This window comes from Candidatus Woesearchaeota archaeon (assembly GCA_018302225.1).
Lineage (GTDB): Archaea > Nanobdellota > Nanobdellia > SCGC-AAA011-G17 > JAGVZY01 > JAGVZY01.
Genome location: JAGVZY010000009.1, coordinates 1 through 22,523, shown reverse-complemented (window position 1 = coordinate 22,523; position 22,523 = coordinate 1). Strand labels below are relative to the sequence as shown.

Sequence of the window (22,523 nt, the reverse complement as noted above, 5' to 3'; positions counted from 1 at the left end):
CAAAACATTTATAAATACCAAATCGACATTATTGCCTTTGTGAAAAACTCTTCTAAACGATAAAAAAGCACCAAAATCAATCGTTATAGGGAGATTTGGCTAAAGAATGAGACTTGCCATTATAAAGAGACAAAATTTTAGATTATTATTCAGGTTCAAGTATATTTTAGCTTCAGCTCTAAAAAACAAGTTCGGTTTATACTACATATTTAATTTAAACAACAAAACAAACCACAATAGGCTAAACTGTGCCCTGGTAGTGTAGCCCGGTCTAGCACACAGCCCTGTCAATCTCTTTTGAACAGCAAGGCTGTAACCCGAGTTCAAATCTCGGTCAGGGCGTAAAACGTGGGCCGGTAGCTCAGCTTGGTAGAGCATCTGTCTTTGATGGATGAAACTTTTACCAAACTGGAAGAAATCAGGTGGTCGAGGGTTCAAATCCCTTCCGGCCCGTAGATATTTAAGGTGTAAATTGAAGAAAAAAACAGAAACAATAAAAGGACATGTACTTGTACCCGCTCACAAGAAATTAACAGAAGAAGAAGCTCAAAAAATTCTATCTAAATATAATATTTCAGGAAAACAACTTCCAGCAATACTTGAAAGTGATCCTGCAATTCAAGAATTAAATGTTAAACTTGGAGATATAATTGAGATTATAAGAAAAAGTCCGATTGCTGGAGAACAAAAATTCTATAGGGTGGTTGTTCATGGTTAAAGGATATCAAACTTTAATTAAAAAATACTTTGAAGAACATAGCTTTGTAGAAGCAAATATTAATTCTTTTAATAATTTTATAGAAAACGAATTACAAGTTATTATAGATGAAATTGGACCAATAATTCCGACTATTATACCTCCAGAAATGCAAGAATTTAAAATTAAACTTGATAAAATCTGGATAACAGAACCACAGGTTACAGAAGCAGATGGAAGTAAAAGAGTTATCTTGCCCATAGAAGCAAGATTAAGAAAAATGACATATGCTTCACCTATATTTTTAGAAGTAAGTGCTTATGTTGATGGTGTTCAAAGAGAAACATTCACAACACAGATTGGAAAACTTCCAATCATGGTAAAAAGTAAATACTGCGTATTAAATAAATTATCATCTGAAGAATTAATAGAAAAAGGTGAAGATCCAGATGATTATGGAAGTTATTTTATATTAAATGGAAATGAACGTGTATTAATTACAGTAGAAGATTTAGCTTCAAACAAATTATTTATTGATGCAAGTACAGGCCCAAGTAAATTTACTGGAAGAATTTTCTCAGAAAGAGGAAGCTTTAAAATACCGCATGTTATCGAACAATTAAAAGATGGATCATTAACAATCAGTTTCACAAGATTCAAAAGAGTTCCAATCATAAGTGTAATCAAAGCTCTTGGTTTAACAAGAGATGAAGATATTGTGAAATTAATTTGTAATGAAAAGCAATATGATGATATTTTTGTAAATTTATACAATGCAGCCCAAATAAAAACACCCGACGATGCAATTGAAGTTCTTGCAAAAAAGATAGGAATTACTCAACCTAAAGAAGTTAAAGTTGAAAGAACTTTAGAACAATTAGATAGATTTTTACTTCCGCATATAGGAGTTACGAAAGAGGATAGATTACTAAAAGCTCAAAACTTATGTAAATATTTGAAAAAATTCTTAATGGTTTCAAAAGATAAAATTTCAACAGAAGATAAAGACCACTATATGAACAAAAGATTAAAACTAAGTGGAGATTTATTAGGTGACTTATTAAGAGTCAATATGCGTATTTTAGTAAATGATATGCTTTACAATTTCCAGAGAATGGTTAAAAGAGGAAAATTCACTTCTATCAAAACTATTATCAGAGATCAACTATTAACTTCAAGAATACAAAGTGCAATGGCAACAGGTTCTTGGGTTGGTGGAAGAAATGGTATAAGTCAAAATATGGTTAAAGATAATAATTTAGCAATTTTATCTCATTTAAGAGGTATTGTAAGTTTATTAAGTGCTAGTCAAGAAAACTTCGAAGCAAGAGCTTTACACAGTACACATTGGGGAAAACTTTGTCCTTTAGAAACACCTGAAGGTCCTTCAATTGGTTTAAGAAAAAATCTAGCAATGCTTTGTAGAATTTCAACAGAACAAGAAGATGAAACTAAAATAAAAAAAGAGCTTCAAGCTCTAGGATTGAAAACGGTTTAAAATGGTTGATGTATACTTAAATGAAAAATTTGTAGGTGCAGTCGATGACGCACAAGTGTTCTTAACTAAAATAAAAACTGCTAGAAGATTTGGAAAAGTATCAAAAATAATTAATGTTCATTATGATGAAGAATTTAATTTAATAAATGTTAACACTTCAAAAGGGAGAGCAAGAAGGCCTTTGATAGTTGTTGAAAATGGAAAAAGCAAATTAACAGATGATCATCTTAAGAAAATAAAAAATAATGAATTAAAATGGGAAGATTTAGAAAAAGAGGGAATAATTGAATATTTAGATTGTGCAGAAGAAGAAAATTCTTATATTGCTTTAGATGAAACTTATTTAACACCCGAACATACCCATATTGAAATTAGTCCTGTTGTTATTTTAGGATTAATTACTTCTCTAGTTCCTTACTCAAACTTTGGTAGTTCCTCTAGACTTAACAGAGGAAGTAAAACTCAAAAACAAGGTTTAGGAATTTATACAGCAAATTTCCCATTAAGAATGGACACAGATGTAAATATTTTACACTATCCGCAAACTCCAATCACACGTTCATTTATGCATGATGTACTAAAAGATTACAAACACCCAGGTGGACAAAATGTAACAGTAGCAATTATGAGTTATGATGGTTATAATATGCAGGACGGTTTAATATTTAACAAATCTTCAATTGAAAGAGGTTTAGCAAGAAGTACTTACTTTAGACCCTATATAGCTGAAGAGCTTAGATATTCTGGTGGTCTTATTGATGAAATAGGAATTCCCGATAAAGATATCAAAGGATATAGATCAGAAAAAGATTATAAACATCTTGAAGAAGATGGAATAGTATTTGCAGAAGCACATTTAAAACCAGATGATGTTCTTATTGGAAAGACAAGCCCACCAAGATTCTTAGGTAATGTTGACGAATTTAGTATAAGTGCAAATATTAGAAGAGAAAGTTCAGTTGCAGTTAGAGGAGATGAAGAGGGTATAGTTGATGCAGTTATGCTTACAGAAAATGAAGAAGGAAATAAAATTGTTGAAGTAAGATTAAGAGATCAAAGAATTCCAGAAATTGGAGATAAATTTGCATCAAGATACGGTCAAAAAGGGGTTATTGGAAAAATAATTCCACAAGCAGATATGCCTTTCACAGCAGCAGGAATAACACCAGATATTATATTCTCACCTCACTCAATTCCAGGAAGAATGACAATTTCTCACATGATTGAATTATTAGCAGGCAAAACCGGATCACTAGCCGGAAAACATATTGATGGAACTACATTCGATGCTGTTCCAGAAAAAGAACTAAGAAAAGAATTATTAGAAATGGGTTTCAGAGATAATGGTTTAGAAACTATGTACAATGGTTTAACAGGAGAAATGTTCCAAGCAAGAATTTTTGTTGGAAATATGTATTATTTAAGATTAAAATATATGGTAGCAAATAAATTACACTCAAGAGCATTTGGTAGAATCCAATTATTAACTAGACAACCAATCGAAGGACGTGCAAAAGGTGGAGGTCTTAGACTTGGAGAAATGGAGAAAGACTGTTTTGTAGCACATGGTGCAAGTTTATTATTAAAAGAAAGATTTGATTCAGATAGAACAATATTCCATGTTTGTGAAGAATGCGGCATGTTAGCTGTATTTAATGAATTCCAAGATAAAAAATTCTGCCCAAGATGTGGAAGTACAGTAGAAATCAATGCTATTGAAATGGCATATGCATTCAAATTATTATTAGATGAAATAAAAGCATTATGTATCTATCCTAAATTAATTTTGGAAAGCAAATACTAAAATGATAACTATCTACAAGAAAGTAAAAGCAATTGAATTTGGATTACTTGGACCTAAAGACATAAAGAAAATGGCAGCTGCAAAAGTTGTAACTGCTGAACTTTATGATAAAGAAGGTTATCCTGTAGATGGTGGTTTAATGGATATTCGTTTAGGAGTTATTGATCCAGGTCTAAGATGTAAAACTTGCGGTGGTAAAATAAAAGAATGTATTGGCCATTTTGGTTATATCGAATTAGCTCGTCCAGTTATACACATTCATTTTGTTAATGTTATTTTGGCTTTCTTAAGAAGCACTTGTAAAGAATGTGGTAAATTATTAATTACAGATGAAGAACGTAACAAATACAAAAAATACCTTGAAAAGATTTATAATGATAAAGGTGTTGAACAAATGAGAAAAAAACGTTCTGAAATTCTTTCAAAAGTAAAAGCAATTAAAAAATGTCCACATTGTAAAGCAAAACAACCTTCTTACAAAATAGAAAAACCTACTACTTACTTAGAAAATGATAGAAAAATGTCACCTATTGAAGTAAGAATTAAATTAGAAAAAATCCCAGATGAAGATGTTGAATTTGTTGGTTTAAATCCATTAAAAGCAAGGCCAGAATGGGCAATTTTAACGTTACTTCCAATTCCACCAGTAACTATTAGACCAAGTATCACCCTAGAAAGTGGAGAAAGAAGTGAAGATGACTTAACTCACAAATTAAGCGATATAGTTAGAATTAATCAAAGATTATTTGAAAATATTAATGCTGGTGCTCCTGAAATAATTATAGATGATTTATGGGAATTATTACAATACCATGTTACAACCTTCTTTGATAACACAGTTGCAAGTATTCCTCCTGCCCGTCAAAGAAGCGGTGGAATATTAAAAACACTTGCACAAAAAATTAAAAGTAAAGAAGGAAGATTTAGACATAACCTTGCAGGTAAAAGAGTAAACTTTAGTGCAAGAAGTGTTATTTCTCCAGACCCAAAATTAAAATTCAATGAAGTTGGTGTTCCTTTAATTGTTGCTATGGAATTAACTGTTCCAGAAAAAGTAACAGAATGGAATATTGATTGGTTAAAAGAATTAATTAAAAATGGTCCTAAGACTTATCCAGGTGCAAACTATGTAGTTAGACCAGATGGAAAAAAGAAACATATTACTGAAGAAACAATCACTGCATTACTAGAAGAATTAGTTCCAGGATATTCAGTTGAAAGACATTTAAGAAATGAAGATATTGCTTTATTCAACAGACAACCTAGTCTTCACAGAATGAGTATTATGTGTCATAGAGTAGTTGTTATGCCCGGAAAATCATTTAGAATTAACCCCGCAGTTACTATTCCTTACGCAGGAGACTTTGATGGTGATGAAATGAACTTACATATTCCACAAACTGAAGAAGCAAGAGCAGAAGCAGAAGTTTTAATGGAAGTTCAAACTCAAATCATTACTCCTAAAAATGGAACTAATATTATTGGGTGTATTGAAGATGCAATTACTGGGAATTATATTTTAACAAAAGAAACAGAATACACTAAAGAAGAAGCAATTCAAATTCTTCAAAGTATTGGTGTAACTAATGCAAAATTCAAATCAGAAAAAGTTGATGGAAAAGCGATCTTCAGTACACTTTTACCAGAAGGACTTGATTATATTGGAAGCGCAAGAGCTTGCCACCATAATTTAAATTGTGCAGATTGTGCTTATAATAAAAATAACAAATGTTCAAAAGATGCTTATGTAGAAATACGTGATGGTAAAATCATCAAAGGAATTATAGACGATAACGCAATAGGGGAAGGAAAAGGTGGATTAGTAAGAGCAATTTATACTAAATATGGTCCAAATGTAACATTAGAAGTTGTTGGAAAAATATTCATGTTAGGTAATGCAGTTCTTTTAAAAAGAGGATTCACAACAAGTCTTAGTGATACTGATTTACCTCAAGAATCAATTTCAAAAATAAAAGAACTATTAGATGATGCAAAGAAGAAAGTTTATGAGTTTATACAAAACTATAAAGATGGAAAATTGGAACCTTATCCAAACAAAACTTTAGAAGAAACCCTAGAACTTAAAATCTTAGAATTATTAAACAAAGTTAGAAATAAAGTCGGAGAAGTTACTTCGCAATCCTCAAATCAAGATACTAACCCAACAATTATTATGGCTGCATGTGGTGCTCAAGGTAAATTATTAAACTTAGCCCAGATGGCCGGTTGTGTTGGACAACAATCTCTTAGAGGCATGAGAATTAGAAAAGGTTATCACAATAGAACTCTTCCAATTTTCAAAAAAGGAGACATGGGTCCAGAAGCAGGAGGATTTATAGGAAGAGGTTACAAAGAAGGTCTTAAGCCGTATGAATATTTCTTTGCAGCTATGACAGGACGTGACTCACTTATGGATACGGCTCTTAGAACTCCTAAATCCGGTTATCTATATAGAAGATTATCAAATGCACTTCAAGATATTAAGATAGGTTATGATTACACAGTTAGAGATGCTAAAGATAATATCATCCAATTTACGTACGGTGATGATAATATTGACGTTTCAAAATCAGAAGGCGGGATTATAAACGTAAAAAGAATAATAAAACAAGTACTAGAAAAAAATAAAGGTAAATAAAAAATGACAGAAAATGTATATTCAGAATTCAAGGAAATACCCAAACACTTAGTTCACGAAATAAAAGAAGAACTAAAAGATAAAAAAGTTTCAGATTCTCAATTAAAAGAAATTTTAGCAGAAATTCAAAGAGAATATGTTCAAGCAAAAATCAATCCGGGAGAAGCAATAGGTATAGTTACTGCTGAAAGTATTGGAGAGCCAGGTACACAAATGGTACTTAAAACATTCCACTTCGCAGGTGTAGCTGAACTTAATGTTACTTTAGGTTTACCAAGATTAATAGAAATATTTGATGCGAGAAAAGAAGTTGCAACGCCTACAATGGAAGTTTATCTTAAAAAGGAATTTTATAGAGACAGCCAAAAAGTAAGGGAAATTGCATCAAAAATAAAAGAAACAACTATAGGGGATATTGCTGATGAAATTTCAACGGATATTGCTGAATCATCCTTAACAATAAAAATTAATCTTGAAAAATTAAAATTACTGGGAATAGAACTAAAGGATATTTCAAAAAGTGTATCCAAAGCAGCAAAAAATGTACATGTAAAATCAAAAGAAGATACGATAGAAATAACAACAAAATCAAAAGTAGAATTAAATGAATTGTATTTAATAAAAGAAAAAATAAAAGCTTCATTTTTATGTGGTATAAAAGGAATTACTTATGTTCTTCCGGTAAAAACTGCTGAAGAATATGTAATTTTAACTTCAGGAAGTAATTTAAAAGAAATAGGGAATATAGAAGGAATAGATAATACGAGAACTACAACTAATAATGTATTTGAAATTTATAATGTTTTAGGAGTAGAGGCTGCAAGACAAGCTATAATTAATGAAGCTGAAAAAGTTATCAAAAACCAAGGCATTGATATTAATGTTAGGCATATTTTACTTGTTTCAGACTTAATGACTCATTCAGGAGAAATAATGGGTATTACAAGAACAGGCATAACTGGAAGTAAAGAAAGTGTGCTTGCAAGAGCAAGCTTCGAAACTCCATTAAAACATCTAGTTAACGCAGCATTAATAGGTGAAACAGATATGCTTAACTCAGTTGTTGAAAATGTTATGCTTAATCAAGCTGTTCCTTTAGGAACAGGATTACCTGGATTACTCGCCAAAATGAAAAAAGATGGCTCGGGTAAAGAAGAGAAAGAAGATAAAAAAGAATAAATATAAAAACCTAAATTAAAGATATTCAAAAATAAGGTGCAAAAAATGACAGATTTAAAAGAAATAATGAAAAAGGAAAAAGTAATCATTGGTACAGAAAGAACTATAAAAGCAATGAAAAATAATAAAGTAAAAAATGTTCTAATCTCAAATAATTGCAATGAACTAACAAAAAAAGAAATAATTCATCTTGCAAAAATCTCAGATATTAAAGTGGAAATACTATCTGTTCCTAATCAAGAAGTAGGACTCTTATGTAAAAAACCTTTTGCTATATCTGTATTAAGTTATTAAATTATATTATTAAAAATTTAAAATGAATATAAAATTCGATTTAACTACAATAAATCACATAAAGGTATTTGAGTCTTTAACAAGAATTAATGTTAAAGATTGTTTTTCAAAAGAAAATAGTATCTTTTATGTAATTAATGAACAAGATTTAAGAAAAATTACAGGAAAAAATTCTTTCCTTCTAAAAAAGGCTTCAGATTTATTAAAAAAAGAAATAAAACTAATTGCATTTAATGAAAATATTAAAAAGTTTGTCTCTAATCTTATATATCCTGTAAAAGCAGAAATCACGCAAGAGGACAAAATAATCAAAGTCAAATGTGAAAATACCAAAGATAAAGGTAAAGTTTATGGTAGGGAAAGAACACGTTTAAAGTTTATTAATGATATTCTGAAAAGATATCATGATGCTGAAGTTGTGATTGAATAAATTCTTTTTATTTTTTATAGCCTACCACGGGTGGCTAGCATTTATAAACTTAAATCTTGATTTAAATTAGTAAACTTGCAATTTACTAAAGGCTCGTCTTACTTGGGGAAACCTTTAAAAACATAGAAACAACCTTAAGCTAATACGCGGGGGTGCCGGAGCGGTCAAACGGAGTAGCCTCAAGAGCTTCTGGCTCAGTGCCTACGCAGGTTCGAATCCTGTCCCCCGCATTCTATTAAGATTAATAATCTAAATTTACATAGAAAAGTTTATATATTAGTTTATACACATCGTGTGTATAAAAATGTTAATCAGTAAAAAAGCCATTATTACATTTAATCAAAAATTTGCAGAAGGAAATTTCGAGAATGAATCAAATTTAAATTATGCTCTAGAATACTTAAAACATGATATTGCTTGGACCAAACAATTAGCTTACCTAATCAGAGCAATATTGATAGATCATGTTTTTGAAGAAGGCAATAAAAGAACCGCTTGCGCATTATTATTAACTTGCATAGACTTAAATAGTTATCAAATTGATGAAAAAAAAGCACTTAATTTAATAAAACAAATTATTTTAAAAAACATAACCGAAGTTAATAAAATACAATGGATGATAGAAGATGCAATCACAAAAAGATAAGGTTTTAACAAGAGGAATACAAATAATAAATGAAAATCCTACCCTCTTTAAGGCCCTGGAAGACTTTGAAAAAACAGGTAAATTAATACTTAAAACTAGACTTAATTTTACAATAGATAGAGATACTGCTAAAAAGTTTAGAGACTACTGTAAAAAGAATAGATTAAACATGTCTGAAATAGTTGAAGAACTAATTAAAAAGAATACGCCTAAAAATCTCAATTAAACAATTTAGAAATTCTTTTTCTTAGAATATAGATTAACAACAAGGCAACACATGTACCAAAAATAACTACTTTAGACCAATATTCAGTATCTCCACCGGCACCTAAAATCATAAAGACAATCTCGTCAGCCATTAAACCTAATCCCATAGCAGAAAAGATAAGAACATCTTTTTTCTTTCGAATTAAAAAAGAAACTAAAAATACCCATAAACCAAACCAAAAATGATGTATCACCCAACCAAACAAAATTATATCTCTATTTGGAAACAAATAAACTAATAATCTAGATACTAAAACAGTTAAAATAAATACAAAATAAAATAAATTTTCTTTCTGCATTTTATTACTTTTTCTTATTATTAAACTTAACAAGAGTACTTTTATTAATCACGGAATTAGGTATAATAATTAAATCATCAGATTTAGTCTTAATAGTTGTTTCCGCCAATTCTACCTTAACCACTAAACCTCTAACATTATTAATTTCTATATCATCTCCTTTCTTTATTTTCCCAGTTTGATAAATAAAGAAACCTGCAACTACATTAGGTACAAAATCTTTAAAGGCCAATATAATTAAAATAACCACAATAACAAGCAACACAATTAAAATCGCATTTAAAACACCCGTAGTCAAACCTAATTTATTTAAAGCCATAATTATAGCTGCAAAATAAAGTATATAACTAACAAAACTTCCTAAAAAATCTTCAACAGGTATTTTCACATTTGCTTGATCTTTTAAGATTTTATCAACATTAAACTCTTTCAATATTCTTCTGACTAAATTGCCTATAATTCTTCCAAAAATTACACCCAAAACGATTATTAAGATAGCTATGACTATATCTATTAACACCTTTGAATTGCCTATTTCTAGCATAAATCCAATATAGACAAAACAATTTATAAACGTTTCTAGCACAAATTTTAAAAAACACAATCAATTTTTACTATAATATGCCCATAAATGCACATCCTGAATACTTTAAAGCTGAAGAAGATTATAGGAAAGCAACCTCTTCAGAAGCTAAACTAGCTGGCTTAAAAAAGATGTTAAGTTTATCACCAACACACAAAGGTTCTGAAGTTCTTAGAAGTGAAATAAAAACAAAAATTGCAAAACTCAAACAACAACAAGAAAAAGAAAAAACATCTAAAACAGGTTCAAAATCAAAATTCTCAATCAAAAAAGAAGGAGACTCAAGAGTATGTATTATAGGCTTTACTAACACAGGAAAATCTACCTTACTTTCAAAACTAACAAATGCAAAACCTGAAATCGCAGAATATAAATTTACCACAAAAGAACCCGAAGTAGGTATAATGGATTATAAAGGAATAAAATTACAGGTTATAGAAACTCCTGCATTGACGGACAATATTTTTGAAACTGAAAATGGTCCTTCAATTATTTCTTTGATAAAAACAGCAGATCTGTTAATTTTGTGTTTAAAAGATAACCAAACTAAAAATCAAGAAATAAAAGAAAAAGAAAATTTAATTAGATTACTAAAACTCTTAGAAATAAAAAATCATTTTATTTATAACTATGAATCAACACCGAATATGATTTGGAAGAATTTAGATATAATAAAAGTTTATACTAAACATCCAGGAAAAGAAAAAGCTTTTCCACCTATAGCAATTAAACGCGGAACTACAGTTGGAAATCTTGCAGATTACGTACATAAAGACTTTAAGAAAAACTTCAAATATGCAAGAATCTGGGGCTCTTCAGCCAAATTTGACAGCCAACAAGTAGGTTTAAATCATGTTTTAAAAGATGATGATATTATAGAATTTCACATTAAATAATATTTACAAAAAATTTAAACTATATCTAAAATAGCACCATCACATTCTATATAGGTTTTATTTTGATCCATATTTATTGAAAATAAGTAATCTTTATTCTTGGGTTCAATTTTTGGGCTAAGTAAATACATAAAAGGTAAGAATCTATCTGAATCTATTTTTTTACTATAGGGACTTATACTTCTTGGACTCGTTAAAAGCTTAAATATACGTTTTCTCATATTCTCATCTTCCTCTGTCCAAAAACCTTGAATAACCCTTAATAAATGTTTTATTCCGCCAAAAGAATTTGTTTTTTCAGAAGAAATAAGTCCTATTAATTTTTTATTAGGTAAATAAACTATTTTGTCTTCTTGTTTTTTAGAGAGAGATTGGTTAGAATCTACATTCAAATCATAAAAAGATTTTGGTAATTTTGCAACTTCTCTTTGATAGAGATTATAATTAAAAGAATCTGTAATATCTCCCATTTTAAGTGTACATGAATTTAAATTAAATACCGTAGTAATATTCTCTAATAAACTTGCCTCTTTTATATAATTATAAAAAGCAGAATAATTTTTTTGAAGTTCTTTTTCTAATTCTGCATTTTGCTCTTTTAATTCCTTAACCTGTTTTTCTCCTCTTTTAAACTTTAAAAAATTTTCTTTAAAAAATTTATAATTACTAGGTTCATTAAGTTGTGCATAAGCTTCAGAAATCTCTTTGGATCTCTCACTTGACCCACGATATTTATCTGGATGAAAAATGAATTGTAAAGCTCTATATTGCATTTTAACCAAATATTTGATTTGTTCATCGTTTAATTTTTTAATTAATGAAGAACTTAATCCTAAAACTTTAAAAGGGTTTTCAGAAGACATTTTACTTAGAGATTAATCGTATGCCTCTCTCCAAAATCCTGCTCTCTCTTGTAATTCACTATTATACCTATCGGCTTCAGTTTCTAATCTTTCTTTTAAAAGTTCGAAATTAAATACGCCAGTATCTTTAGCTATTTTTATTGCTTTTTTAATTGACATATCTATATAAGGTTTGTCTAATACCTTATGAATTATGCTAATTGCTTCTCCCAATACAATTTCATCAAGAGGCAAATCATTAAAAGTTTCATAAAACTCTACAATTTTACTAAGTGAAGGACGTTTAGAATGAATACTGCCGTGAACCAACTCTTCATTATGCCGCCTTACCACTAAAAAAATACCTACATCTTCAATAGAATAATCTTTTTCTAAAATTTTTATTAAAGAATTAAAATTTGAAGAATATTCGTTTTTTAAGAAAACTAAATCTTTTAATTGTGCTAAAGTCAATTTATAATCCTTACAGATTTGTAATAAATAACTTTCTCTGCATTTTGATTCCATTTGAAGAACAGGGCTAATCTTTACAGGAATTTTATCTAAATCTTCCCTTACAACTTGAACACTAGTTATTTTTTCTAAAGCAGATTTATACTCCAATTCAGTTAAAGTTCTTTTTCTCATTTTTTCTTTAATTTCGTATGGAGTTGTTGAAGAAGTATACACACTATCTTGAAGTAATATCTTAGGATCTTGATTTTCTAGTTTAATTTCTAAATCAGTCTTATTCTTGAGATTAATATAAGCTGTTGTTCGTTTAAGCCAATTTGAACTAACTTCTTTCATTTTAGGATGAAAATTAAATCAATTTATAAACTTTTCTATTTTACATTACCAAATAGTAGTAACATAAGAAAGATAAGCTTAAATATGGCTATAAAGTAGGTTAAATAATAAAACCTAATCTAAAATTAAGGTTATTTACTCAAAAAAACAAATGAAACAAATAATACTCGTAAGAAAGGATTTAAAGCTTTCAAAAGGAAAGCTTGCAGCTCAATGTAGTCATGCATCTGTAGAAGCAGTTCTAAACTCAGAAAAATCTAAAGTAGACTCTTGGAGAAAACAAGGTATGAAAAAAGTTATTCTAGAAGTTGCAACTGAAAAAGATTTATTCACATTTAAAGAAAATGCAAAAAAAATGAAACTTAAGTGTGCATTAATTACAGACGCAGGAAAAACAGAAATTGAACCTGGAACTATAACTTGTTTAGCAATTGGTCCAGATGATGAAAAAGTAATTGATAAACTAACTGGACATTTAAAAATGCTATAATCTTATTCTAACTTATTAAGATACTCTTGAGCTTGAAGTTTAATTTCACTTCCAGGAGCACCATAAGGCAGATTGATAATCATTGTTAAAATCTGTTTATTCTCCTGAATCTTTGGGTTTTTCAACAAAGAAAGAGCTAAAGCAGTATCAATAAAAGAAGGAAGATCTTCAGTAATTCTTAAAAGAGTTTCATTAGGCACATCTGAGTCTTCTGCCAACAATTTTAAAAATTGATATTGATAAATCCAATCGTCTTTTGCTTTTAGCTTATTAAAAAAATCTTTAGTAAAAAGATATTCATCTTTCTCATCAAAATTATACACTTTTAATTTATTTAAATCTAAATTATCATAATCACTTATAGATATCCACCCAATTTTATCACTATTTTTTATGCCAACTGCTCGACTATAAAAACAACCAGACTCACAATCTTTAGGTTCTCCATATTTAACATCAAAAACTTTTATATCCTTTTCAGGAATATCTAATAATAAATTTATTTTCTGTAATTTCGGAAAATTAGGTTCACTGACAAAAGAGGTTATAGTTGTATCATTAGATTGAAGTGTAGTTAGTTGAATTACTTGATTAACACAACCTGTCAAAAATACAATTGATAAACTCAAAAAAATAAATAAAAATATTTTATTCATTATCCAAATTAAATTAAACAATTATTTAAATATATTCTTAAAAAATAAAGCAGGAGCGCCAAAGAATGGACTAAACAGCCTAAATTTAGCACTCCTAATCATTTCTCAACTCCGCTACCCTGAAAGCACCAGTATAAATGATTATGGCTGCTGCATTCCTGCCCTGACCAAGTTCTCAAATAAGCCGATCAAACAGGACAGAGTATCAAAGTCCTGATTAGGACCAAAGATAAACCTTTTAGCCTCTCCAATGGCTTCAGCTTCACCATAAGTCCACTTGTGATAACAACAGGGGACTAGCCTGCCAGCTTATCCTGCAATACCAATAAATTCTTTAGTTTATTTAAAACTTTCTTAGAATTTCAACTTTTTTATCAAAATAAGAAAATCCTTAGCATCAGAAATCAATTCTTCTGTAATAGATTCGAAAACTATAGAATCATCAACTTTCCCATACTCCTGCGCAAGTATATTTCGCATACCTTTTGCATCTTTTAATTTTTTAGATAAATCCAAAGAGAGAATATTTTCATAAGTAAGAATATCAAAAGCATTTTTATCATCCTCGGGAGTCTTAAAACCTTTTTCCTTAATAATTAAAAATGCCAAATCAACTATAGACTCTAGAATCTTCTCAAAATACCTTTCACATGCAGCCTTAGTTTTTTTATCTTCTAAGTAATCTTTATAAGATTTAGGCATAATCTCATCTAATTCTAAAAGATAATTTTCAATTTCATCTATTTTATCATTTATTCTCATCTTTCAAATATCACCTTAGAATAACGATTTATTGCATCTTTGAGTTTTTGGGGTAAAATATTAAATACTTGTATATCTGCCTTCTCAGAAACATTTCCAGAAATTCTTATTCTAAACTTAGTAGCTTCTTTCAAATTAATTTTGTCAAATTCAACTGCAAGGTCTATATCTGATTTAGGCGTAATCTTATTTTCAACTACAGAACCATAAAGAATTATTCTTTTTATATACTTTGCAAGGTTATCATTCAAAATAACCTCCTTAGATTCATTTATAATTTCTTTAATAGCCCCGCCTTTTTTTAATTCAAATTCATTAGATAAATGAGCCATTTTTCCAACTAAATCAAATTTCTTTCTTATATCTCTAGAAAGTCTATTTTTCTCAGATTGAGTTAGATTAATACCCCATAATTGTTTTTCAATAATCTTAAGCTCCCGCTCACCAAATATCCTTCTTATATCCGAATTGTTAGCTAAAAAATTTAATAATTTCATATAAAATAACCTAAATGAGGGTTATTATAACCTAAATAAAGGTTATATTTAAACTTTTCTATCTTATTTCCAAAGAATTAGATTTAATACTATCTCCCAAACCCTTTCCAGCAGAATATGCACTTTGCTGAAACATTCCAGAAAATATGTTTAACAAACTTGTTTTTTCAGTATAATCAATTAATCTATAAGAATTTAAATCACTTAATTTCATTGCTGCATTAATGGCTTCTTGTTTTCCACCCAATTCATCAACTAAACCTAGACTAATAGCTTCTTTACCAAACATAAAAGAACCCTCTGCAATTAATTCTACTTTAGATTTAGATAAATTTCTATTTTTAGCAACAGCATTAACAAAATCTTCTCTAACCAAATTTAATTTTTGCTGTAAAATTATTTCTTTACTAGAAGTTAATTCAGTAAAAGGATCTCCAATATCTTTATTTTCTCCAGCAACTAATCTTCTATAAGTCAAATTATAATTCTCTAATAAACTTGCAAATTCAACATAACTTCCAATTACTCCAATTGAACCTGTAACACTAAAATCATCAGCAACTATCCAGTCACTAGCACTTGCAATCCAATAAGCACCAGAAGCTCCAGATTCTCTTATCCAAGCAATAATCGGTTTATCTATAGATTCAACTTTATTTGCAATTTCTCTTGAAGCAACAACAGTTCCACCAGGAGAATTTATTTCTAGTATAATTGCTCTAACATTTGAATTTTCATTAGCTTTTTCTAATTTATCAGTTATCTTAGAAGAACTTGCACCAGAAAAAATGCCATCGCTACCAGTTGTAGTAATCTCTCCATTTAAAGGAATAATAGCTATACCATTAGAAATAATTTCTTTATCAAAGAAACTAATTAAACCCAATATAATTAAAGCTAATAATAAAACTGCAAAAACTATTACTAACACCTTTATTTTAAGTATACCTCGATGCATATATTTATAAGATAAAAACCTTATTTAAATATTTATGGTTTTAAAATGAATCTCTATAAAGAAATAATAAAACTCATACTAAACGGAAAAGAACCTGAAAAAGCAATTAATTTAGTCTCTAAAAAATTAAAACCTAAAAAATTCCCAAAAATTGTTGAAGTTTTGCTAGCTGCCTCTCCCTCAGAAAGAAAATTATTATTCAACAAACTAAAAAGTAAGCCTTCTAGAACTAGCTCAGGCGTAGCACCCATAGCTGTAATGACTTCGCCCCATAATTGCCCTCATGGAAAGTGTATTATGTGTCCCGGCGGAGTGAACTCTTACTTTGGTAATGTTCCACAATCATATACCGGTTATGAACCTGCAACTAGAAGAGCAATTAGAAATGATTATAACCCTTATTTACAAGTATTTAACAGATTAGAACAATATTTTCTACTAAATCAATACCCTGAAAAAGTAGAGCTAATTATTATGGGTGGAACTTTCTTGAGTTATTCAAAAAAATACCAAGAAAATTTTATTTCTCAATGTTACAAAGCAATGAATGATTTCAGTAAATTATCTTATAAAAAATTTATAGAATTATTTAATTTAAGCCCTGAAAAAAATCTTAATCAAGAAAATGATTTAATAATTAAAAACAAATTATTAAAAAAAATAAAATCTACAAGTTTAGAAAAAGAGAAAAGGATTAATGAAACTTCTAAAATAAGATGCGTTGCTTTAGTAATAGAAACTCGTCCAGATCAATGCTCTTTAGAACAAATTAAATTCATGAATAAACTTGGTGTAACAAGAGTTGAACTAGGTGTTCAAAGTATTTATCCAGAAGTTCTTAAAAAATTAAAACGTGGACACACCTTACAAGATTCTATAGATTCAACTGAAAGATTAAGAAATAATGGCTTTAAAATAACTTATCATATATTATTAGGCGCTCTAGGATCAAATGAAAAGAAAGATATTGAAATGTTTAAAATTTTATTTCAAGATGAAAAATTTAAACCAGATGGACTTAAAATTTACCCTTGTATGATTCTAAAAGGAACTGAATTATACAATTTATACAAGAAAAAATTATTCAAGCCATTAACAACTGAAAAAGCAATTAAAATAATCTCAGATATAAAGAAATATATTCCCGAATATTGTAGGGTTATGAGAATACAAAGAGATATTCCTAGTACAATGATTGAAGAAGGAGTTAAAAAAACAAATCTAAGGCAATATATTAAAACCAAATGTAGATGTATTAGATGTAGAGAAGTAGGACATAAAAAAATAATTAAAACTCCAAAAATAGTTTTAAAACAATTTAATTATCAAGCCTCAAATTCACAAGAGATTTTTCTATCTTACGAAGATGTAAATAACGATGCTTTAATCGGCTTCTTAAGATTAAGATTAATTAAAAATAAAGCGCACATTAGAGAACTACATATCTATGGAAATTTAACTAATTTAGGTAAAAAAGGAGACTATCAACACAAAGGTTATGGAAAGCTACTTCTAAAAAAAGCAGAAGAAATTTGTAAACAAAACAAAATCAAAGAAATTTCTATTATTTCAGGCATTGGAGTTAGAGAATACTATAAAAAGTTAGGTTACAAACTCGAAAACAATTATATGGTCAAAAAAGCATAATATTTTTATATTCTACAGTATATATTTAATTTTATGATAAAATTAGGTGATAAAATCACTTTAGAAGGTTTTGAAAACCTTGAACCGGGCAATATAACTATTTTAAAAAAGATGATAGGCAATTTTGTTAAAAAAATCTCTGAAAACCGAAATTTCTCAAATTTAACACTAAAATTAAAAGATAAGTATGAAGTACATTCAGAACTACATATAAACTCCAAAAAGCTTGAAAATAAAGCTTCTAACTCTAACTTATTTTTCTGTTTAACAGACCTATTTAAAGAAATAGAAAGTCAAATTTAATTATTTTTTAGCCTACCAAAAGTGGCTGGTGTTGATACACTCAGCTTGCTGAGGTACCTTGAACTACATTGAACGTAAGGGTTCGTCTTATAAACGGAAGGTTTTTAAAGGGTTGTTTTCTATAACCTATTTAAAATGGCACAAAGAACCGGTAGTAGAAGAAGAAAAACCAGAAATAAGCTTAGAAAGAATATAAGACAAAAAGGTAAAATAAACATAAATAACTACTTACAGGGCTTTAAAATAGGAGATAGAGTAGCATTTATAGCTGAACCTGCAGTTCAAAAAGGAATCTACGATAGAAGATTTCATGGATTAACAGGAGAGATAATCAAGAAAAGAGGAAACTGTTATGAAATCAAAGTTCATAATTTCAACAAAATTAAAACAATAATTGCACACCCTGTGCATCTAAGAAAGGCATAAAAAATGGAAACTGAACAAATAAGCGAAAGACCTTTACTTTTATCAGAAGCAAAGGAAATTATAAAAAAAATAGAAAAGCGTGACAAAGAACTAAGCTTTAGAGTAAACAAAACTAAAGAATATTTAAATTTATTTTCAAAAGAAGATTTCAAAAAACAAAAAGAAGTTTATGACAAATTAGTAAGTTTAAACATACCAAGATTAAAAGAAAGACATATCATAAAAATACTAGACATTATGCCAACTGAAATGGATGAAGTTAAAGCAATACTTTCAGGTGAAAATTTAACAATAACAAGTGAAAACTTAAAAAAAGTGATAGATATAGTGAAAGAAAATGCATCAAATTAAGAAAAATTTATACTCGATCCAAAATGATAGAAAGACAACATGCAAAAGAAGAAAGTGCCATAGTCTTGGACTTTCTACCGCACGGGTATCCGTTCGACAAGAGACCGATGCATATGAAGACACCTATAGTGCAAGCTATAGGTAAAAAACATTTTGTTCTATTAGAATTAATACCTAAAAAAGGGATATTCCTACAACCTTTAACTGATGTTTATATTGGAGAAGGTAAAAGAGAGGAGATACATCACATCTCTTGTAAATTACTATCTGATAAACTTACACAAACTGCAAAGCTTAATTTAGAAAATACTTTAAAAAAACTTGTTGAAGAATCTCAAGAAAAGTTTATAGAATTCTTTAATAAATCTGGTCCAATAAACACAAGAATGCATCAAATCGAATTACTTCCAGGTATAGGAAAAAAGCATATGTGGGAAATTATAGAACAAAGAAAAGAAGAACCTTTCAAAAATTTTGAGGATATTAAACAAAGAATAAAACTTATTCCAGATCCAGAAAAACTAATCATAAAAAGAATTCTACTTGAATTAGAAGGTTCAGATAAACACAGACTTTTTGTAGATAGTTAAAAGCATTATTTCTATTGTATAATATACTCATTGGTAATGAGTACATTTCTTAGTTTTACTCATTAGTAATGAGTAGAATATAAATTTATGAATAAAACAAAAAGGCTCATTAGCACAGATTTGTTTTATTAATAACACGAAATTACATATAAAAATGCTTAAATAATTTCTTAAATCTTAAAAGCAATATTTTTATTTTCAACAGCTATAGTTGCAATAACTTTATTGTCAACAACAACCTGTTGAGCTTGGTTATTATAGATTTTAAGGTTAGTTATTGCACCATCACTATCTTTTACATCAAAAGAATCATATTTATTGCCTATTAAAGGTATATTTCTTCCAGTTCCAACATAAGTTACAGTTGTACCCAATATTGGATCATCAAATATTATATCTCCTTTCATTCTTTTAATATAATTCTCAAAACCTAAGTTTGGATTTAATAATTGCTTTGGAACATCATATTTCTCTTCTTCTATAAGCCGTATATAATTTGAGTCTCTAAAGTCTTTAATGTCAATTATATTAACTTGCACACCATTAGGATTGTTTACTACTTCAGTAGAACTAGAATCAAATAATTTATCAAACAAATTTTTTAGTTTCTGTTCTTCAAGATATAATTTCATTGCGCAATCTTGATTTTTTAAATCCAAAACACAATAAGCTTTTGTTGCACCTATTTCACCACCAACATTACACTGTTTAAAAACATACAAACCATTAGTATAATCAGAAACTAACTTACACAATTCTTCTTTCTGAAATATAGAATCTTCATTAAAATCTACACCTGCCTTAATACAACTAGAAATACCCCGATTTAATTTATTTTCATCCAATTGGCAGTTTATTGAGATTAAACTATCTTTTTTTATTTTAATATTATCCTTATCAGTTATAATAACTTTTTCTACACCATTATCATTAACAGAGATAGAAATAGCGCTTATCGCGGGTTGTACTTTTAATTCATCAGCAGCAACACAAAATTGTGCAAAAAGAAATATTACTAAAACAAAAATTAATTTATTTAAATTCATTTTTTACACTTCCTTCTATTTGTATAAACATAATATCCAGTTATAATTCCAATTGTAACCAATATATTCCATAAACTAAATACACTTACAACCCTTGCTCTATTTGTAGCTGATTGTTTAGAACATGCAGGATTTTGTTTCTCAGTTGCACAACTAATAACAGTACCTGTACCATCATCAACACCTATAATTGAATTAGTCGGATTAAAGGGTTGATCATTACATCTTCTTGTAGTAGGACCTGAATCAGGACAGCAAAAGTTTCCACTGGATCCAGTTGTCAAAGGAATTCCATTACAAAAACCTTTACATACTGCCCAACCCCCGGTAGTACATTCATTTGGTGTTATTCTACTTACTTTACCAGTAGGGTCAATATTAATCTTTGGACCACCAATAGTTTTACAACTTGCATCTTCAGGCGTAATGCTACAAAGATTATTTACTATCTTTATATTTTCAGTAGCACAATCTGCTTCGATTTTATCATCACTATCTTTATCGCCATCACCATCAAAATCATAAGAAGAGATAGTAATTGTTGAAGTACCACAAGTAAAAGTATCTAAAATATCCCCATTTGAATCTTTAATAATTATTTTATCTAAAGTATGTGAAGAAGTATAAACTATTTCAATTATCTTTCCTCCAGGTGTCAAAAACATTCTTATATTCTCATTACCTTCTATAACCACATGTAAATAAGGTAAATCATCCATTCGCGTAAATATTAAACCATTAAATTTAATTCTTAAATCTTTAGAAACTAAAACCTCTCCATTATCAATTAAAACAACTTCATCTATATATCCCAAAGTATTATCTGAATAAGTAATCCTTATTGTTATTCCAAATAAATTAAATAATTTTATTCTATCTGTAGGTATAGCGGATTTACATTCTTTTTCATCAGGCTTTCCATCACAATCATCATCTTTACCATTATTACAAATTTCTCCGCCTATAGGTATTGCAGGATCCTTATCCCTATTATCACTAGCACTACAATCTTTATCTGCACAGAAATTATCATTATCTAAGTCTACACAAGTAACCTCATCATTATTAACACATTTATGTGTATTTGCATCACATTTAAAATTGCCAAGATAAACACATTGAACACTGCTTGTACATTCATCTACACAATTCATTGATTCAGAAGCAGGTTTATCTTTCTTCATTGATTCAGAAGCAGGTTTATCTTTCCCACAATTTTTAGTATCAGTAGTATAGGTTCTTATTTTTTTGTGAGTAGTTGGATCGCAATCAGAATCTATATATTGCCAGTTAGTCGTGCATCCTTCCGGTGGAGTAACAATACCGCTAGTAACACAAACTCCATCAGTACATACAGGTTTTGAAGAATCTTTACAATCCGAAGGAGCAGTACATTCAACAATATTAATATCTTGATATTGAGCACCATTACTATCTATAATTTCAATTTCTTGATATTGGGCACCTGATGAACTATCTAAAACTTCTACTTCTTGATATTGAGCACCAGAGGAACTATCTAAAACCTCTACTTCTTGATATGAAACGCCTGATTCAGCAATTACACTTACAGAAGTAATTATAATTAATAGAGAAAATAAGAAAATTAAAAATATATCTAATTCACCTCTTTTTTTCATCAGTCATTTCACCTTTTTTTATAATAATCTTTAAAAATAAAAAATCAATGCCTAAGCAGGGCATTGTTCATAACAGTAAATTCTCTTTTTTCCAATTGTAGTTCCTGCACCACATTTCCATTTTCCAGAATTTGCAGAGGTTTCACTACAACCCGCAATTTTAGTTCCAGTATTATCTGCAATAAATACTTGTTTACAAGTGTTTTGCACATTAGATTCAAATTCGCAACTTATTTCCAAATCAGTACCCTTTACAACTTGAGTTTTAGAAACT

27 protein-coding genes, 3 tRNA genes and 1 other RNA gene are annotated in these 22,523 nt (G+C 28.9%); 19 read left to right on the top strand and 12 right to left on the bottom strand.

What is annotated here, in order from left to right:
• Positions 1-250 precede the first annotated feature (250 nt).
• The 12 genes from J4403_01995 (at position 251) to J4403_01940 (ending at position 9,412) form a co-directional block, all read left to right on the top strand.
• Positions 251-342: transfer RNA gene (locus J4403_01995), tRNA-Asp, on the top strand.
• Positions 343-350: 8 nt separating this feature from the next.
• A tRNA-Gln gene (locus J4403_01990) sits at positions 351-453 on the top strand.
• A 19-nt stretch (positions 454-472) separates the two neighbouring features.
• Positions 473-718 carry a DNA-directed RNA polymerase subunit H gene (locus tag J4403_01985; GenBank protein ID MBS3166957.1) on the top strand — a complete coding sequence of 82 codons (246 nt, stop codon included), beginning with the start codon at positions 473-475 and terminating at the stop codon, positions 716-718.
• On the top strand, positions 711-2,195 hold the full coding sequence (locus J4403_01980) for a DNA-directed RNA polymerase subunit B'' (protein MBS3166956.1): 1,485 nt from the start codon (positions 711-713) through the stop codon (positions 2,193-2,195). The genes J4403_01985 and J4403_01980 overlap by 8 nt, the downstream gene beginning before the upstream one ends.
• Position 2,196: 1 nt before the next feature.
• On the top strand, positions 2,197-3,999 hold the full coding sequence (gene rpoB, locus J4403_01975; protein MBS3166955.1) for a DNA-directed RNA polymerase subunit B: 1,803 nt from the start codon (positions 2,197-2,199) through the stop codon (positions 3,997-3,999).
• A 1-nt stretch (position 4,000) separates the two neighbouring features.
• Complete coding sequence (locus J4403_01970; GenBank protein ID MBS3166954.1) at positions 4,001-6,637, top strand: DNA-directed RNA polymerase subunit A'; 2,637 nt, start codon at positions 4,001-4,003, stop codon at positions 6,635-6,637.
• Positions 6,638-6,640: 3 nt separating this feature from the next.
• On the top strand, positions 6,641-7,816 hold the full coding sequence (gene rpoA2 / locus J4403_01965; GenBank protein ID MBS3166953.1) for a DNA-directed RNA polymerase subunit A'': 1,176 nt from the start codon (positions 6,641-6,643) through the stop codon (positions 7,814-7,816).
• A gap of 45 nt (positions 7,817-7,861) precedes the next feature.
• Positions 7,862-8,110, top strand: coding sequence for a ribosomal L7Ae/L30e/S12e/Gadd45 family protein (locus J4403_01960; protein MBS3166952.1), 249 nt, complete (start codon positions 7,862-7,864; stop codon positions 8,108-8,110).
• Positions 8,111-8,132: 22 nt separating this feature from the next.
• The gene (locus tag J4403_01955) at positions 8,133-8,540 is read left to right on the top strand and encodes a hypothetical protein (protein ID MBS3166951.1); all 408 of its coding nucleotides are present in this window, start codon (positions 8,133-8,135) and stop codon (positions 8,538-8,540) included.
• A 146-nt stretch (positions 8,541-8,686) separates the two neighbouring features.
• Positions 8,687-8,770 (top strand) — tRNA-Leu (locus J4403_01950).
• Positions 8,771-8,844: 74 nt separating this feature from the next.
• A complete protein-coding gene (locus tag J4403_01945; GenBank protein ID MBS3166950.1) occupies positions 8,845-9,186 on the top strand; it encodes a hypothetical protein in 342 nt (113 codons plus the stop codon).
• The gene (locus J4403_01940; GenBank protein MBS3166949.1) at positions 9,167-9,412 is read left to right on the top strand and encodes a hypothetical protein; all 246 of its coding nucleotides are present in this window, start codon (positions 9,167-9,169) and stop codon (positions 9,410-9,412) included. The genes J4403_01945 and J4403_01940 overlap by 20 nt, the downstream gene beginning before the upstream one ends.
• Here the strand turns inward: J4403_01940 and J4403_01935 are convergent.
• Positions 9,405-9,752, bottom strand: coding sequence for a hypothetical protein (locus J4403_01935; protein MBS3166948.1), 348 nt, complete (start codon positions 9,750-9,752; stop codon positions 9,405-9,407). The two genes, J4403_01940 and J4403_01935, sit on opposite strands and share 8 nt — an antisense overlap.
• 4 nt (positions 9,753-9,756) lie before the next feature.
• A complete protein-coding gene (locus J4403_01930; GenBank protein MBS3166947.1) occupies positions 9,757-10,296 on the bottom strand; it encodes a mechanosensitive ion channel in 540 nt (179 codons plus the stop codon).
• A 77-nt stretch (positions 10,297-10,373) separates the two neighbouring features.
• Between J4403_01930 and J4403_01925 the strand changes: the two genes are divergently transcribed.
• On the top strand, positions 10,374-11,231 hold the full coding sequence (locus J4403_01925) for a 50S ribosome-binding GTPase (protein ID MBS3166946.1): 858 nt from the start codon (positions 10,374-10,376) through the stop codon (positions 11,229-11,231).
• 14 nt (positions 11,232-11,245) lie between these two features.
• On the opposite strand, the gene J4403_01920 is transcribed toward J4403_01925, so the two are convergent.
• Together J4403_01920 and J4403_01915 are read right to left on the bottom strand one after the other, a co-directional pair.
• Entirely contained in the window at positions 11,246-12,094 is an 849-nt protein-coding gene (locus J4403_01920; GenBank protein MBS3166945.1) for a hypothetical protein, read from the bottom strand.
• 12 nt (positions 12,095-12,106) lie between these two features.
• A complete protein-coding gene (locus J4403_01915; GenBank protein ID MBS3166944.1) occupies positions 12,107-12,883 on the bottom strand; it encodes a hypothetical protein in 777 nt (258 codons plus the stop codon).
• Positions 12,884-13,034: 151 nt separating this feature from the next.
• Between J4403_01915 and pth2 the strand changes: the two genes are divergently transcribed.
• Positions 13,035-13,373: a peptidyl-tRNA hydrolase Pth2 gene (gene pth2, locus J4403_01910; protein ID MBS3166943.1), complete on the top strand. Its 339-nt coding sequence runs from the start codon at positions 13,035-13,037 to the stop codon at positions 13,371-13,373.
• 2 nt (positions 13,374-13,375) lie between these two features.
• Here the strand turns inward: pth2 and J4403_01905 are convergent, their stop codons facing one another.
• The 5 genes from J4403_01905 to sppA form a co-directional block, all read right to left on the bottom strand.
• A complete protein-coding gene (locus J4403_01905; GenBank protein ID MBS3166942.1) occupies positions 13,376-14,029 on the bottom strand; it encodes a hypothetical protein in 654 nt (217 codons plus the stop codon).
• Positions 14,030-14,076: 47 nt separating this feature from the next.
• Positions 14,077-14,349: signal recognition particle sRNA (ffs, locus tag J4403_01900), an RNA gene on the bottom strand.
• Between the two features lie 34 nt (positions 14,350-14,383).
• Entirely contained in the window at positions 14,384-14,791 is a 408-nt protein-coding gene (locus J4403_01895) for a DUF86 domain-containing protein (protein ID MBS3166941.1), read from the bottom strand.
• Positions 14,788-15,288, bottom strand: a complete 501-nt coding sequence (locus J4403_01890) for a nucleotidyltransferase domain-containing protein (GenBank protein MBS3166940.1) — start codon at positions 15,286-15,288, stop codon at positions 14,788-14,790. Before J4403_01890 ends, J4403_01895 begins: the two co-directional genes overlap by 4 nt.
• A 58-nt stretch (positions 15,289-15,346) precedes the next feature.
• The gene (gene sppA, locus J4403_01885) at positions 15,347-16,246 is read right to left on the bottom strand and encodes a signal peptide peptidase SppA (GenBank protein MBS3166939.1); all 900 of its coding nucleotides are present in this window, start codon (positions 16,244-16,246) and stop codon (positions 15,347-15,349) included.
• 45 nt (positions 16,247-16,291) lie between these two features.
• Between sppA and J4403_01880 the strand changes: the two genes are divergently transcribed.
• The 5 genes from J4403_01880 to J4403_01860 all read left to right on the top strand — a co-directional run bounded on the left by J4403_01880 (position 16,292) and on the right by J4403_01860 (position 19,563).
• Positions 16,292-17,893 carry a tRNA uridine(34) 5-carboxymethylaminomethyl modification radical SAM/GNAT enzyme Elp3 gene (locus tag J4403_01880; protein MBS3166938.1) on the top strand — a complete coding sequence of 534 codons (1,602 nt, stop codon included), beginning with the start codon at positions 16,292-16,294 and terminating at the stop codon, positions 17,891-17,893.
• Between the two features lie 33 nt (positions 17,894-17,926).
• Positions 17,927-18,196: a hypothetical protein gene (locus tag J4403_01875; protein MBS3166937.1), complete on the top strand. Its 270-nt coding sequence runs from the start codon at positions 17,927-17,929 to the stop codon at positions 18,194-18,196.
• Between the two features lie 135 nt (positions 18,197-18,331).
• On the top strand, positions 18,332-18,622 hold the full coding sequence (locus J4403_01870) for a 50S ribosomal protein L21e (protein MBS3166936.1): 291 nt from the start codon (positions 18,332-18,334) through the stop codon (positions 18,620-18,622).
• Between the two features lie 3 nt (positions 18,623-18,625).
• Positions 18,626-18,973, top strand: coding sequence for a hypothetical protein (locus tag J4403_01865; protein ID MBS3166935.1), 348 nt, complete (start codon positions 18,626-18,628; stop codon positions 18,971-18,973).
• A 23-nt stretch (positions 18,974-18,996) separates the two neighbouring features.
• The gene (locus J4403_01860) at positions 18,997-19,563 is read left to right on the top strand and encodes a DUF655 domain-containing protein (GenBank protein ID MBS3166934.1); all 567 of its coding nucleotides are present in this window, start codon (positions 18,997-18,999) and stop codon (positions 19,561-19,563) included.
• 170 nt (positions 19,564-19,733) lie between these two features.
• Here the strand turns inward: J4403_01860 and J4403_01855 are convergent, their stop codons facing one another.
• The 3 genes from J4403_01855 to J4403_01845 all read right to left on the bottom strand — a co-directional run.
• The gene (locus tag J4403_01855; GenBank protein MBS3166933.1) at positions 19,734-20,609 is read right to left on the bottom strand and encodes a hypothetical protein; all 876 of its coding nucleotides are present in this window, start codon (positions 20,607-20,609) and stop codon (positions 19,734-19,736) included.
• A complete protein-coding gene (locus J4403_01850; protein ID MBS3166932.1) occupies positions 20,606-22,249 on the bottom strand; it encodes a hypothetical protein in 1,644 nt (547 codons plus the stop codon). The genes J4403_01855 and J4403_01850 overlap by 4 nt, the downstream gene beginning before the upstream one ends.
• A gap of 51 nt (positions 22,250-22,300) precedes the next feature.
• A partial coding sequence (locus J4403_01845) for a hypothetical protein (GenBank protein ID MBS3166931.1) occupies positions 22,301-22,523 on the bottom strand: 223 nt, incomplete at its 5' end.

Excerpts from the sequence above, each read along its gene's own strand:
- J4403_01980 (MBS3166956.1), top strand. The coding sequence starts at position 711 with ATGGTTAAAGGATATCAAACTTTAATTAAAAAATACTTTGAAGAACAT.
- rpoB (MBS3166955.1), top strand. The coding sequence starts at position 2,197 with ATGGTTGATGTATACTTAAATGAAAAATTTGTAGGTGCAGTCGATGAC.
- J4403_01970 (MBS3166954.1), top strand. The coding sequence starts at position 4,001 with ATGATAACTATCTACAAGAAAGTAAAAGCAATTGAATTTGGATTACTT.
- rpoA2 (MBS3166953.1), top strand. The coding sequence starts at position 6,641 with ATGACAGAAAATGTATATTCAGAATTCAAGGAAATACCCAAACACTTA.
- J4403_01960 (MBS3166952.1), top strand. The coding sequence starts at position 7,862 with ATGACAGATTTAAAAGAAATAATGAAAAAGGAAAAAGTAATCATTGGT.
- J4403_01955 (MBS3166951.1), top strand. The coding sequence starts at position 8,133 with ATGAATATAAAATTCGATTTAACTACAATAAATCACATAAAGGTATTT.
- J4403_01945 (MBS3166950.1), top strand. The coding sequence starts at position 8,845 with ATGTTAATCAGTAAAAAAGCCATTATTACATTTAATCAAAAATTTGCA.
- J4403_01940 (MBS3166949.1), top strand. The coding sequence starts at position 9,167 with ATGCAATCACAAAAAGATAAGGTTTTAACAAGAGGAATACAAATAATA.
- J4403_01935 (MBS3166948.1), bottom strand. The coding sequence starts at position 9,752 with ATGCAGAAAGAAAATTTATTTTATTTTGTATTTATTTTAACTGTTTTA.
- J4403_01930 (MBS3166947.1), bottom strand. The coding sequence starts at position 10,296 with ATGCTAGAAATAGGCAATTCAAAGGTGTTAATAGATATAGTCATAGCT.
- J4403_01925 (MBS3166946.1), top strand. The coding sequence starts at position 10,374 with ATGCCCATAAATGCACATCCTGAATACTTTAAAGCTGAAGAAGATTAT.
- J4403_01920 (MBS3166945.1), bottom strand. The coding sequence starts at position 12,094 with ATGTCTTCTGAAAACCCTTTTAAAGTTTTAGGATTAAGTTCTTCATTA.
- J4403_01915 (MBS3166944.1), bottom strand. The coding sequence starts at position 12,883 with ATGAAAGAAGTTAGTTCAAATTGGCTTAAACGAACAACAGCTTATATT.
- pth2 (MBS3166943.1), top strand. The coding sequence starts at position 13,035 with ATGAAACAAATAATACTCGTAAGAAAGGATTTAAAGCTTTCAAAAGGA.
- J4403_01905 (MBS3166942.1), bottom strand. The coding sequence starts at position 14,029 with ATGAATAAAATATTTTTATTTATTTTTTTGAGTTTATCAATTGTATTT.
- J4403_01895 (MBS3166941.1), bottom strand. The coding sequence starts at position 14,791 with ATGAGAATAAATGATAAAATAGATGAAATTGAAAATTATCTTTTAGAA.
- J4403_01890 (MBS3166940.1), bottom strand. The coding sequence starts at position 15,288 with ATGAAATTATTAAATTTTTTAGCTAACAATTCGGATATAAGAAGGATA.
- sppA (MBS3166939.1), bottom strand. The coding sequence starts at position 16,246 with ATGCATCGAGGTATACTTAAAATAAAGGTGTTAGTAATAGTTTTTGCA.
- J4403_01880 (MBS3166938.1), top strand. The coding sequence starts at position 16,292 with ATGAATCTCTATAAAGAAATAATAAAACTCATACTAAACGGAAAAGAA.
- J4403_01875 (MBS3166937.1), top strand. The coding sequence starts at position 17,927 with ATGATAAAATTAGGTGATAAAATCACTTTAGAAGGTTTTGAAAACCTT.
- J4403_01870 (MBS3166936.1), top strand. The coding sequence starts at position 18,332 with ATGGCACAAAGAACCGGTAGTAGAAGAAGAAAAACCAGAAATAAGCTT.
- J4403_01865 (MBS3166935.1), top strand. The coding sequence starts at position 18,626 with ATGGAAACTGAACAAATAAGCGAAAGACCTTTACTTTTATCAGAAGCA.
- J4403_01860 (MBS3166934.1), top strand. The coding sequence starts at position 18,997 with ATGATAGAAAGACAACATGCAAAAGAAGAAAGTGCCATAGTCTTGGAC.
- J4403_01855 (MBS3166933.1), bottom strand. The coding sequence starts at position 20,609 with ATGAATTTAAATAAATTAATTTTTGTTTTAGTAATATTTCTTTTTGCA.
- J4403_01850 (MBS3166932.1), bottom strand. The coding sequence starts at position 22,249 with ATGAAAAAAAGAGGTGAATTAGATATATTTTTAATTTTCTTATTTTCT.